Annotated in this window: 8 protein-coding genes, 1 tRNA gene and 1 pseudogene; 5 read left to right on the top strand and 5 right to left on the bottom strand. The window is 39.5% G+C overall.

The annotated features are described in order from the left end of the window. The 4 genes and pseudogenes from Q0R37_RS11790 to Q0R37_RS11775 form a co-directional block, all read left to right on the top strand. Positions 1–366, top strand: a pseudogene (locus Q0R37_RS11790) (glycosyl transferase); the annotation flags it as partial. Positions 367–817: 451 nt separating this feature from the next. After that, on the top strand, positions 818–1,342 hold the full coding sequence (locus tag Q0R37_RS11785; RefSeq protein ID WP_294754681.1) for a TIGR04002 family protein: 525 nt from the start codon (positions 818–820) through the stop codon (positions 1,340–1,342). Between the two features lie 495 nt (positions 1,343–1,837). Beyond that, positions 1,838–5,059 (top strand): SbcC/MukB-like Walker B domain-containing protein, encoded by a 3,222-nt coding sequence (locus Q0R37_RS11780; protein WP_294754680.1) that lies wholly within the window; start codon positions 1,838–1,840, stop codon positions 5,057–5,059. After that, positions 5,046–6,218, top strand: coding sequence for a Wadjet anti-phage system protein JetD domain-containing protein (locus tag Q0R37_RS11775; protein WP_294754679.1), 1,173 nt, complete (start codon positions 5,046–5,048; stop codon positions 6,216–6,218). Before Q0R37_RS11780 ends, Q0R37_RS11775 begins: the two co-directional genes overlap by 14 nt. A 341-nt stretch (positions 6,219–6,559) precedes the next feature. Here the strand turns inward: Q0R37_RS11775 and Q0R37_RS11770 are convergent, their stop codons facing one another. After that, the gene (locus tag Q0R37_RS11770) at positions 6,560–9,766 is read right to left on the bottom strand and encodes an SIR2 family protein (RefSeq protein ID WP_294754678.1); all 3,207 of its coding nucleotides are present in this window, start codon (positions 9,764–9,766) and stop codon (positions 6,560–6,562) included. Between the two features lie 347 nt (positions 9,767–10,113). Continuing rightward, positions 10,114–10,189 (bottom strand) — tRNA-Thr (locus tag Q0R37_RS11765). Between the two features lie 236 nt (positions 10,190–10,425). Between Q0R37_RS11765 and Q0R37_RS11760 the strand changes: the two genes are divergently transcribed. Continuing rightward, the gene (locus tag Q0R37_RS11760) at positions 10,426–11,757 is read left to right on the top strand and encodes a DUF4143 domain-containing protein (RefSeq protein ID WP_294754677.1); all 1,332 of its coding nucleotides are present in this window, start codon (positions 10,426–10,428) and stop codon (positions 11,755–11,757) included. A gap of 75 nt (positions 11,758–11,832) precedes the next feature. Here Q0R37_RS11760 and Q0R37_RS11755 read toward each other — a convergent pair whose 3' ends face one another. From Q0R37_RS11755 to Q0R37_RS11745, 3 genes are all read right to left on the bottom strand, one after another. Continuing rightward, positions 11,833–12,333 carry a methylated-DNA--[protein]-cysteine S-methyltransferase gene (locus Q0R37_RS11755; RefSeq protein WP_366517427.1) on the bottom strand — a complete coding sequence of 167 codons (501 nt, stop codon included), beginning with the start codon at positions 12,331–12,333 and terminating at the stop codon, positions 11,833–11,835. Then, a complete protein-coding gene (locus Q0R37_RS11750) occupies positions 12,326–12,988 on the bottom strand; it encodes a hypothetical protein (protein WP_294754676.1) in 663 nt (220 codons plus the stop codon). Before Q0R37_RS11750 ends, Q0R37_RS11755 begins: the two co-directional genes overlap by 8 nt. A gap of 56 nt (positions 12,989–13,044) precedes the next feature. Then, positions 13,045–13,410: Fic family protein (locus Q0R37_RS11745; protein ID WP_294754675.1), on the bottom strand; the 366-nt coding region annotated here is incomplete at its 5' end.

Here is a 13,410-nt window from a genome sequence, read left to right as displayed (position 1 = left end):
CACAAGACAGAGCCTTATGTATACGGTCAGATGATAGGCGGTAAGGACGCAAAGAACTTCGGTCAGGGCAAGAACTCATGGCTCACTGGTACAGCTGCATGGAACATGGTAGCTATATCGCAGTACATTCTCGGTGTACAGCCTGTATTTGACGGACTCAAGGTAGATCCTTCCATTCCTCACGAGTGGGACGGCTTCACAGCAGTCCGTGAGTTCAGAGGTGCTACCTTCAACATCACAGTAAAGAACCCCTCACACGTATGCAAGGGCGTAAAGACTATGACAGTTGACGGCAAGGCAGTAGAGGGATGTGTAATTCCTGTATGCAATGGCGGCACACACGAAGTTGAGATATTAATGGGCTAAGCCCATAAAAAAGGCGGACTTGATGTCCGCCTTTTTCAGTGATTAGTAGGGGCGGATATTATCCGCCCGCGTTTTGTATGTAACACATTGTAGGGAACGCCGCCCTCGGCGTTCCTGTAGGGGCGCACACTGTGTGCCCACTTTCATATCTTCCCGTAACGCTTTGTAGGGGCGCCCTTTGGGCGTCCGCGAATAACCCGCAAATTATGAATAGCCATATGTAGGGGCGGCGTTCCGCCGCCCGCAGTTGAGCATCAATCCCCGTCGGTTTCTGCGTATTTTACGGCTTATAACCGAATATAGCCTCTCCCTATACGTCACCCGCACTATAAAAACATAGTTGACGCCCGTAAAGATTGTGCAGAATAGCACTTGAAAAAAACTTCGCATGATGTTATAATATCATCAATCCTAAAGCATAGGAATTTAGTAGATAAAGGAGCGGTCATTCATGACTCGGACAGTACAGAACGAAAAGATAAAAAGAATAGTGCTGACGGGACTTTTCTCGGCGCTTATATTCGTATTTACGGCGTATATCCACGTACCCACGGGAGCGGGCTACACTCACGCAGGGGACGGCTTCATATATCTTGCAGCTTGTATGCTGCCTGCACCTTATGCGGTAGCGGCGGGAATTATAGGCGGCGCACTTGCGGACGGGCTTACGGGTTTTCCCGTGTGGATACCCGCAACTATAGTTATAAAAGCGGTCACAGCTCTGTTTTTCACCAATAAAAGCGAAAAGATACTCACATTACGCAATATTCTCGGAATAATTCCGTCCCTTACAGTCTGCATAGTCGGCTACAGCCTTTACGAGGGAACAGTCATGGCGGGCGGCTTCAATAAGGGAGCTGTCATAGCAGCATTCGGTCAGACGCCGTTTTATGTGATACAGGTAGGCGCAAGCGCTGTACTTTTCATAGCAGCAGCGGCGGCATTTGACAAGTCGGGACTTAAAAAGCACATATAAAACCAATGTTAATATCGGGATTCCAAAGGGTTCACAACCCTTTGGCGGAGTCCAGAGGCAGCGCCTCTGGTGGGGGGGGTGGGGCAAAGCCCCGCAAACAGGCTCAAAGCGCTTCGCAAGGGGTGAATAAAAAAACAGTCCTGTGGACTGTTTTTTAGAGGGGACGCCTTGCAAGTGAAGGCGTCCCCTGATAAAACCGAATTTTTTTACAAGCTTTCAGGACTGCATTAAGCAGTCCTTTTTTTGTACTGATTTCACAAGAACATATGTTTGAAATTGTGCAGGTATACGAAGTTGAAATTTATTTTTTTCTTATTAAACGGTTTTCCGTTTAATTTCATGCCATTTCAGCCCCCTTATGAACGGCGTCCCGTTCAGACTGAAAGGAGGTAAACTTCATTTGAAAAGAAACACAAGATCAAAGCTCAACGCTTTCTGCTGCAATTATGTTATACGAGGAAACAAAGGACAAGCTCGATAAATATGTGAATGGTGGTGAAGCTGAAAACAATGCAGACGAAGAAGATACTGACTAAGCTTAGGCTTATCAATTGGCACTATTTCAACAATGAAACTATCTCTCTCAAAAATACCAATCTTTTCTCAGGAGAGAACGGTGCCGGCAAATCCACGATTCTTGATGCTATCCAGCTTATTCTGACCACTAATAGCAGGAGATTCAACCTTGCCGCCAACACTGATAGTAAACGCTCGCTGAAAAGCTATGTCAGAGGAAAGACCGGAGAAGAAGGAAATGAGTATCTCCGAAAGGGGGCGGTTATTTCATATATAGCTCTTGAAGTGTATGAAGAAACGAAGCAGAGATATTTTGTATTGGGAGCGAAATTTGAATCATTTGATCTTGAAAGCGAGGTAAAGAAAAAATGGTTCTGTGAGGAAGGTACACTGGACTCGCTTTCTTTTATTACGGATAACAGACCTTCTAAAGACGAGCAGTTCCGGAACAATGGTAAGAAGGTCGCTTTTATACAGCAGACCTCTATGGCTAAGGATAGATTCAAGACTCGTCTTGGTCATTTGCAGGACAACTTCTTTGAGCTCCTTTCAAAATCTCTTGCATTCAAGCCTATGAAAGACGTCAAGAGCTTTGTTTCGCAGTTTATTCTTCCTGAGCGAAATGTAGATATTGATACTCTCCGCGGCACTATCAGGGACATGAAGGAAATGCAGCTTGTTATAGCTGAAGTAAAAAAGCAGGTCGATGATCTTAAAGACATACAGAAAACTTATGAGAATATCCTTCACATCGAAGAGCAGATACTCATAATAGATATTCTGATAAAAGTCGCAGAAGCTGAGTCTAATAAGGCTGCTATTTCCGAGAAGAGGATCAAGCAAGATGTTGCACAGCAGAATATAGCTCTGAACACCAAAACTGCCGAAGAGCTGGAACACGACATAAAGAACCTCAACGACAGGCATATTAATGTCTTATCTGCACTTAATTCGGGCGAAACTGCTCTTCTTATCAGCTCGATAAAAAATGAGATCAGCAATAAGCAGAAGGACTATGATCGCCTTTCGGATGATATCAGAAAGCTGAAAGAACAGCTTAAAAGGATACGTGTTGCCCTGAAACATATTTCAGTATATTCAAAAGTCGATACTGGTAAACTTGCCTTGTTAGAAAGCATTGAAGCTGATGTTCAACAGAGAACTGTCATTATCTCAGACATCGAAGCGGTGTTTAAAGAGGTCAGAGACATCGTTCAGAACAGGCTTGCAGAGACTCAAGCTGAGCTCAATACTCTTCTAAATGCGATCGGACAGCTTGAAAAAGAGATAAAAGATCTTGAACTTAACAAGATAACCTACGATAAAAATGTAGTAAAGCTGAAAGAAGCGATAGAACAGGAATTCGCTGCAAGAGGTATATCCTCAGAAGTAAGGATACTTGCGGATATGCTTGAAGTATCCGACAACAGGTGGCAGAATGCTGTTGAAGGCTACCTTAATACGCAGAGGTTTCACATTATCGTTGAGCCGCAGTATTATGATATTGCCGCTGAAGTCTACGACAGGAACAGATCACGGATACATACGGCGGCGGTCGTCAATACTGCAAAGCTCGATATTGATGCTGTTCCTGATGAGCATAGCCTTGCAAGTGTTGTTAAAAGCGAGAACGTCTATGCACGTGCGTATGTATGCTATCTGCTTGGCAGAGTGACTATGTGTGAGACTGTTTCACAGCTAAAAGAGCATAAGATAGCTATTACAAAAGAATGTATGCTGTATCAGAACAATACACTCAGGAACATCAATCCTGAGGTTTACCGTATGCCATATATAGGCAAGTACGCTCTTGTACAGCAGTTAAAGATCAAGAAAGCTGAATGTGAAGAGAAGACAAAAAGGAAAAACGAACTTACTTCACAGAAAAGCTCGCTTGAAGCTACGATCTTAGCGGTAAATGATTGTAATTTTGAAATAATCAAAGATGTTATCGACGCCCCTGTAAAGCAGAATCTGATAAATGCTGAGATCGCCGCTCTGAATATCAAACTAAAAGATGCAGAGAATGATCCGACATATCTGCAACTGCAAATGGAATCCGAAGAAATCAACGCTCAGCTCGCAGAAATGAGGAAAAAGAGAGACTCTGTAAATAGCAATATCAGTCGAAGCAGATTTGAAGCTGAACAGCTTGAAAATGATATAAAGCAATTGGAAAATGCCAATCTTGCTATTGAAGAGCAAATAAGTGAACTCAGCAAAGGCAAAGAAGCGGCTCTTTCAGAGGCAATGAAAAAATTCGATGAGCACAATAAGACAAAGTCCGCAGGTACCATATACAGCAACTACCAGCCAAGAAGAGTTACTCTTGAAAACCAGAGATCTAATGCTATCGGTAATCTGAACGCTAAACAGGCAAAGTATAAGAACGGTGAACTCGGAACAGGTCTTGAAATGATGCCTGCTTATATTTCTGAATTCAACGATCTTACGAAACATGACCTTATAAGCTATGAGGAAAAACTCAGAGTTATCAGGGAGAACTGCGAGACTGAATTCAGAGAGAGCTTTCTTGCTAAAATGCGTGAGAATATCGAGAAAGCCATTTCTCTTTTCAGAGATCTGAACAAAACGCTGAAGCCGATCTACTACGGAAATGATTCATACAGATTTGACTGGGAGCCTGACAAGAAGAAAAAGAAGCTTTATGAGATGATAATGTCTGATTTCAATCTCGGAGGCTTCAATCTGTTTTCAACCCAGTTTGACGAAGAGTATCATGATGAGATGAACGAACTGTTTTCAAAACTCACGGCGTCCGACGAACACGGTGATGATGTTATCCGTGAATACACAGACTACCGCAGTTACCTTGATTATGATATAGATATCGTTTCCAAAGACGGAAAAACACAGAAGTTTTCAAAGATATACCGCGAAAAGAGCGGAGGAGAAACACAGACTCCTTACTACGTTGCGATAGCCGCGTCGTTTGTTCAGCTTTACAGTATAGGCGAGACCATAAGAGTTATCATGCTTGATGAAGCATTTGATAAGATGGACGAAGAGCGAATTGAAAGTATGCTGAATTTCTTCAAGGCTCAGGATCTTCAGATAATACTTGCTGCTCCTACTTCCAGACTTGAACTTATCGGAGAGCAGGCGGACAACATAATTATGATATATACTGACGGCGCTCATAACAGCTTTGCGGAGGAATTCTCCTATGATGAAATATGAGAAAGCAATATTGGAACACTTGCTCGACAAATATGAGCGAAGCAAAAGCTTTACAGGTGATAATCGTATCGGACAGAGCTTCTCGGTGAAACTTGCAAAGTTATTTCCAAAATACGGTGACGAGGCTGAGTATGACTTATTTTGCAGCCTGAATGATACTGTTTCTGAGTTGGAAAGCATGGAGTATGTCACTTCAAAAAGGAAGAAAAACGGTATTGTCGATACCGTCACGCTCAATGTGCAACTCCTTGATGATATATACAGATATATCTCAAGAACTCCCAAAGCACAAACTAATGAACAACTGATAAGCCTTCTTGACACATATTCAGATAAAAACGATTTGCTGAAGAGATTCTGCGACGCACAGAAAATCAGGCTGTCACAGAATAAAAAAGCCGAGTATTTTGATGGAGATGTTACTGAATATGAAAAACTGCTGAAAGCAGTGGCAATGATATTTGACATCAGCGAGGAAACTTTCATCAGAGATTATTCTATCAAGGTTTTCGGAGATTCCAAGACTTTTGAATCCATAAAGTCAAAAGTGAAACGTCTTCTGTTTCAGTATGGAGATTTTCCTGAAGAAGATACGATACTGGAAGATCTGAATATAATTAAGAATCCGGGACATGTTTACATCAAAGGAAGTGCAGTTATAGTTATAAAAGGGCAGCGGCTTGATCTGCGCGAACTCAATGGAGATATTGCCATTTCCTCGGCACTCCTACCTGAGATAAGCAGTATAAACGTTACAGGCAGTCGAGTTATGACGATCGAGAATCTGACAACATTCAATGCCTTCCATGAAAAAGATTATTTTGCTGTATATCTTGGCGGATACCACAATTCCCACAGACGAAATTTTATTAATAAGATCTATCAAGATAATCCTGATGCTGAATACTATCATTTCGGAGACATAGATGCAGGAGGATTCTATATCCTTCTTCACCTCAAATCAAAAACAGGTGTTAACTTTATGCCGTATCATATGGGAATACCAGAGCTTCAGCGATTCAAGGCATACACTAAGTCTCTTACGGACAACGACAAAAAACGTCTCGCTGCTTTGAACGGCAGTGAGTTTTCCGACACTGTCAATTATATGTTGGAGCATGACTGTAAGCTCGAACAGGAAGCACTTGATATGGTGTGATATTACTTAATTCTAATTTCAAAACAGTTGTTTTTTCACATTGTCATTTGTGCCGAAATGCAAAACCATTGTATATTAAATAAAATCCCTGTAATCAGGCATAAAATTGCTCTGATCACAGGGATATTGTTATTTTATTTCCTGTTCAAGGTCATCGAACTCAGGCGAACTGAAAAATTCACCTAAAGTCATATCTAATCCGTCACATAGAATTTTTATCGTAGTTATAGAAGCGTTTTTCCGTTCCAGATTGAGGAGACAATAAACGTTTGGCGGCGTTATAACACAGAAACTTGCCTGTTCATTTGTTGCTAATAATTCATAAATCTTAACGACTCTTTTCACATAAAGAATCTGTAATCATATATTGTTCCATCATACTGTGACAACAATCGTCCGATTCGAGCTATTTCATTTGATGATTCAAGTGTACATGGCAACTTGGTATACAAACCAAAACTATTCCAATTCATTTTTGATAAACCAAGTATCTCTGTTGCAATTTGTGACATATTCCCATCGCCATAATACTTTATTATTTTCAAGGGCTTTGGTAATGATTTTCCTCCTTGAAGATAGCGATAGTTTTTACGTATTGATGGAGCTATTCCGTGCGTAAATAAATAAAATGAATTGTCATTCAATGGAAAACATAACCCCCGTCTAACTGGAAAAGTATCAACTTTTAGGCCTTTTTCAAGTTCAAAGCACCTAAAATTCGATTCGAAGTTTATTTCTAATAATACAATATCGTTGATACCAGCCAATCTTAAGCTTTTTGTAAAGCCATTTATTTCCTCCTGTTTAAAAGGCGTTCGTTTATGGATTACAACTCTTTTGGGCATCTCAGAGAAAGACTTGTAAAACATCTCCTTAATACTTAGCCCCATTCTGAAGGCTTCATCTTCTGATAGATAAGGATTATGCTTTTTATCATAAGTTACATCGCTTATTTTCGCCAGCTTATATTTTAATCCTTGACCTTCATATGAATAGATATGACTACAACCAATCACAATATCATTGGACTTCGATTGATGATTCACACTATAACCAATTCCAGCAAACGCTGTATCTTTATTTATATCTGAAATGGTCCATGGTATTCTACAAGATTTAACATAAATTGCCAATGATAATGCCCACATAATTTGGCACATCATAGAACTTTCTACAGTTTTTTGTCTTATGAATTGAGTCGCTATATTTTTCTGAGCTGCATACGCTTTAACATAATTGTGAAGATCAAAGCTGCTATTCTCGTTATTATACTCTGTAAAGATTTCATATTCTTCTGGTATATATATTAAAATAACATCGATCTGACTATCGTTGAGTATCGATATATGACGACAAATCATTTCACCAAGATTTTCTGCAGATTTCTCAATGTTTCTATTACCACTGAATTTTAGCGTTAGCCATTCTCTATCACTATATGCTGGAATTTCAACACCCATTTTATAAACTGAATAAAAACCAGGATAATTAATAACATAATCAAAATTGTAGTTAACTGATTGAGATGAGTTTAGATTTTGAATAAAACCATAGAAGGATTTTTCATAATTCTCAGGACATATAACACCAATTTTTATAGATTTCCTTGAAAATGTGTTGTTTAGCAAATAATCGGAAGGAGCATTATTAATCAAGCCACGCATCGGATGAAAATCTTTAGATATGGTATTGGTAGTGATATTGAAAAAAGCTAATTCAGGGTCTCTGCATTCAATACCATTAAAAACAATTCTTCGCTTGTCAAAGTCATTTGGTATTTTGAAGAATGTACTATTACTATGAACCCCTACAAATGCGCTATTATTGCTAAACTTAAAACTAAACATATCATCGTGATTTGGCAATTTCGCTTTGAAAATACAGTTCCCTAGTAATTTATTTTTCCACTCTTCAACATACAAATGATTATTTAGGTTGATTTTTTTCTGATTAATTCTTTCTGTAAAATAATCAGAAAAATCCTTGTGATCTTTTTTATTCAGTTTGTAATCATCAACATATTCATATGAGGGAGTTAAAACTATATATGAATAGTTTTTATCAAATAATAATGATATCTCTATTGCCCAAAAGGCTTTAATAGTTTTACCATTTATCCTTGTAAATAAAGGATCTTTATTCCGATCCCATATTCTTTTGCCACCAAAAGATAGATTGGCTCTTTGAGCTAATATGGCAGTTATTGCTTTAACAGCCATTTCTTTAAATACACCTATTCCAATAATTGATTCTCTTAAAAGCGGTGTAGTTTCGATATTTCCACATAAGTATCCTTTTACTGCTTTTGATATGCTTTCTTTATTTCCCCATGCATATATAGAATCATTATAAGGGACAGCGATTGTTCCTGCTGAAAATAGATCTTTACAAAACTTCCAAGGATTAGCGCCCTTATAATCGACCTTCATTTGGTAACATTGTTTCGGAACTGCAACTGGATATGCGTTTGACTCCACTATCTTTGATATTATATTTAACGGAGCAGAAAAAGATGTATTTGCAATTTCAGTTTTATTCCCAACTTCATCTTTAAGTTTTTCAACTTTATTTTTAAATTCTTTATCCATACAATGATTTGAAATGAGCAACATTGTTTTATCAAAACCATCTGTTGGAATATAAAATGCAAGCCTATCTTGTTGATTGATATAGTCTATCAATTCTTCAACTGGTTTGGGGCAATTTGAACCATATCCACACCAGTATAATCTTCCAGCACCAGGGAGGGAATAGGCTGCTCTTAATGCCTCCATTAAAGACTTGTCTCTTCCGCTATATCCGATTACAATTAAGTGACGTTTATTTATTTCGTGTGATAGTGCTTCAATTAATTTGGGGCTTTGTGAATCCAATTCAATTGCCGTATTCTTCAAAGCTCCATATTTATAATCACCATGAAGCGCAATACACAACAACTCTCGATCAACATCATTTCGATAAATTCTATCTTGTGATTCAAGTGTTACTTCAATAGGAATCAAATTATACTGGTTTGCAGTTTTGGCAATAAAGCCGTCAAAGTTTGTGGTCCACACACTCTTTACCCATTCTTTTTCTGCAAACATTGATAAAATATGATAACCTAAACTTGGCTTTTGCCCATTAATTAAGTTTTGAAAGTATTTTCGCCGATCATCTTCAATAGGGTATGTTTTTTCAGCATAAAAAGAATATTCTTCATCAGCATTTAATGCCGGATATGTTTTCTCGTTATCCAGCCAATTTTGTATTACTTTTTTTCCACTATCAGTTTTGCAGTTGCAGGCTTTTGATAATACTGGGTTTTGTGATGAAAACAATTCGTATTTCCAATCCCAAATACAGTCATAAGCTGACGGAACACCAGATTCAATTGAAGCTCCAGCTCCTAGAAAAAAAGAATGCTTTGTATCAAGGTTTTGTTTCAAAGAGCGCAGAAATTCGTCTATTGTTAAACATTTCACTTTATCACCTTCCAAAAAAGAAACTCTTAACGCTGTGATTTTTTTCAACATTTTTTGCCAAATCGCTTTATTAAATTGTACCATTTTTTCAATATCAAGTCAATGGTTTATATCAAAATCGCCTTTGATCCGTATTGTAGAAAAAATACAGAATAAATAACACAACTTACAATATATAAGCTTATAGCTACAAGTACTTTGAATTCCTTAAACTGTTATTATTCGATTATAAAATCTATCTTTCAATTTGACAAGCATTCACATTCAAATCCTCTTATTTGAATAATCAAAACCGCCAAGTTGAATATCAAGTCTTTTTCAATCAATAAATTATTCGACATTTCAACCTCCCCAATTATATTTACTCTAATATATCATAATACAATAGATTAACAACAAAAACCGCTTAGGAATAATCCTAAGCGGTTCTTTGGAGCTAGTGACCCGGCTCGAACGGGCGACCTGCTCATTACGAATGAGCTGCACTACCAACTGTGCTACACAAGCATATTAAATTTTTGAATTTGTAAGGTGCTGCACGGTTGTCGCTTTATTTTCAGTCCGAGACCTGCTCATTATTAATCCGCTGCTATACCAACCGTAATAAAAATATGTGTCGATTCAAGAATTATTCACTATAATTTTGTGTAAATCGCGTATCTATTGACTGCAAAAATGTGCGAAACCGCTTGACTTTTGGCTACGTTTATTGTATTATAGAGAGGACAGGAGGTGCAGTGTATATGTATATACCGCGTAAAATAGACAAGTTTCTCACTGATTGGAAATCCGAACAGGATAGAAAGCCACTTATAGTAAAAGGCTCACGTCAGGTCGGCAAGACAGAGTCCATAAGGCACTTTTCTACTGATAATTATGACAGCTTTATTGAAATAAATTTTGTTGAAGAACCAAAATACACGATGATCACTTCCGACGGATACAAAACTGACAATATTATAAAAAACATCTCGCTCATTGATCCGTCCAAGAAATTCATTGACGGTAAAACGCTTATATTCTTTGACGAAATACAGAGCTTTCCCGATATTGCCACAAGTCTCAAATTCTTCAAGCAGGACGGCCGTTTCGATGTGATATGCAGCGGTTCTATGCTCGGTATCAATTACCGAAAAATCGAGAGCAATAGCGTCGGCTATAAGAAAGACTTTACCATGCGTTCGCTTGATTTTGAGGAATTTCTCTGGGCGAAAGGCTATGACGATTCATTCCGCGAAAACCTGTTCAGCCACATGATTGAGCAGAAGCCGTTCAGTGAGCTGGAGCTCTCGGTTTGCCGCTCTTTATTCCTGGACTTCTGTGTGCTTGGCGGTATGCCTGCGGTGGTTTCGCAGTATATAGAAAACGGCACATTTGAAGGCTCCCTTGATACGCAGAGACAGCTTCTCGCAGATTACAAGGAGGATATTCGCAAATACGCAGAAGGCGTTGACCAGACTCGTATTCTTAACGTGTTCAATCGGATCGCTCCGCAGCTCGCAAAGGAGAACAAGAAGTTTCAGATATCAAAGGTCGCCTCTGGAGCTCGTTTCCGCGATTACCGCGGCTGTATAGACTGGCTCGTTGATGCTGGCATCGTCAATCCCTGTTACTGTCTAAACTTTCCTGAGTTGCCACTAAAGGGTAACTATGATGAGGATAAGTTCAAGCTATATTTTGCAGACAGTGGTCTGCTGGTGGCAATGCTTGATGATGAGGCACAGGACGACCTCCGTGCAAACAAAAATCTTGGCGTATATAAAGGCGCTCTCTATGAAAACATCGTTGGCGAAGCTCTTGTTAAGAGTGGCTGCGACCTCTATTACTATCGCCGTGAGGACTCCACGCTTGAACAGGATTTCTTCATGCGTACTAAAGATTCGCTTGTGCCTGTTGAAGTCAAGGCAGAAAATGGCAGAGCGAAGTCCCTGAGAACGCTGATAAACTCCGATAAATATGCTGATATTAAATTCGGAGTTAAGCTGTTCAATGGTAATGTTGGCTATTCGGACAATGTTTATTCATTCCCGTATTTTTGTACATTCCTGCTTAAAGAGTTCCTTCAAACTAAATAAAGGCTTCTAAAGGCGGTATTCCATACGCATAAGATCCCCCTGAACCATAGTAGTTCAGGGGGAGCGTTATTATCATCAGTTATTCTCAAGTTTAAGCATGGCTGCCTTTTTATCAATTCCGCCTGCATAGCCTGTCAGACTGCCGTCTGCTCCGACAACTCTGTGACAGGGAATTATTATCGAGACGGGATTATGTCCCACAGCGCTGCCGACTGCCTGAGCCGACATATGCTCAGCACCTTGCTGATTTGCGATGATATTTGCTATCTCGCCATAGGTCATTGTCTGTCCGTAAGGTATTGTAAGAAGTATGTCGTACACTACCTTTCGGAACGGCGTTGTGTGCAGACTTATAGGCGGAGTGAAGCTCGGCTCTTTTCCGCTGAAATAAATATCGAGCCAGTTGCAGGTCTGCGTGAATATCGGCAGCTTCACTTCGGAACTTTCTGCTACCAAGTTCTGGGGATAGTATTTCTGTCCCTCGAACCATAAGCCTGTCAGTGATTCTCCGTCACTGGCAAGGGTGATACCGCCGATAGGCGAGGTATAGTGATATATGTAAGTCAGATCATTCATCATTGCCCATACACCATTTAGGCACACACTCTGAAACAAGGCTGTCATATTGCTCCCTGTCAAAGCACCAGTTACACGTATATATCCAATCAATATTTCTGTCATCATGATAACACTTGTATGTATAGTTTATGTGCCTGCGGTACAATTCTTCTGACCAGTGTGTTGAAGTCCATTCTTTCCATTCATAACTGTCGACACGCATAAATGCTGCATCTCTGTATTTTATCCAATCGTCATCAGAATAGCTGTCTACAAACACAATACCGTGTTCTTTTCGTTCTTCAAGTCTTTCAATCGAGTGGTTGACCGTGCCTATCCGTTTCCAATATACAAATTCATCGTTTTTTTCGATTTCGGCAACAATAACAATGCAGGAAAAATCCATATCATCAGGACATGACAATATCGGAAGATTCAGTTTATCTTTTTTCAGAAGCCAGCGCATGAATCTGGCGTCGCCGTCATTATCAAACAAACCGGTCCATGTGACTGCAAGATCATGGGCAGGTGCTATCGGCTGTGAGATCTCACCCCAACCGTTATGCTGATACCATTTTATCAGGTATTGTTGTAATGGAATATTATCAATCATAAAACACTCATTTTCATATTTCTCAGATACAAGCATTCTCTTTATCTCAAGCGTATTCATCTGGCACCTCCCATTAATGATAACTCTTCACTTATCAATAGATTCCCTTTAAGCTATCACACCTGATATCTGATCTGAAAATAATCAAGATAAGCCTTGAAACGGTCCTGTGCAGTCAGCACTGTTTCCGTCAGCCAGCCACGTTCCTGTTCCCAGTTCTTTAGTCCGCGATAGTAGAACATCTTCAGATCATCGGATATAATAAATGGAACGATGTTATGGCACAGACACTCCTTCAGCATTATAAGTCTGCCGACTCTGCCGTTGCCGTCCTGAAATGGATGTATGGACTCAAACTGATAGTGGAAGTCAATTATATCTTCAAGCGCGATTTTTTTCAGGTCATTGTACTGTAATACGAGCTTTTTCATTCGTGCAGGCACTTCATCGGGAGCAGCAGTCATTTCGCCGCCGACTTCATT

Source organism: uncultured Ruminococcus sp., assembly GCF_946415235.1.
Lineage (GTDB): Bacteria > Bacillota > Clostridia > Oscillospirales > Ruminococcaceae > Ruminococcus.
Note: the sequence above shows the minus strand (reverse complement) of the source record. Positions and strands in the feature narration are given on the sequence as shown.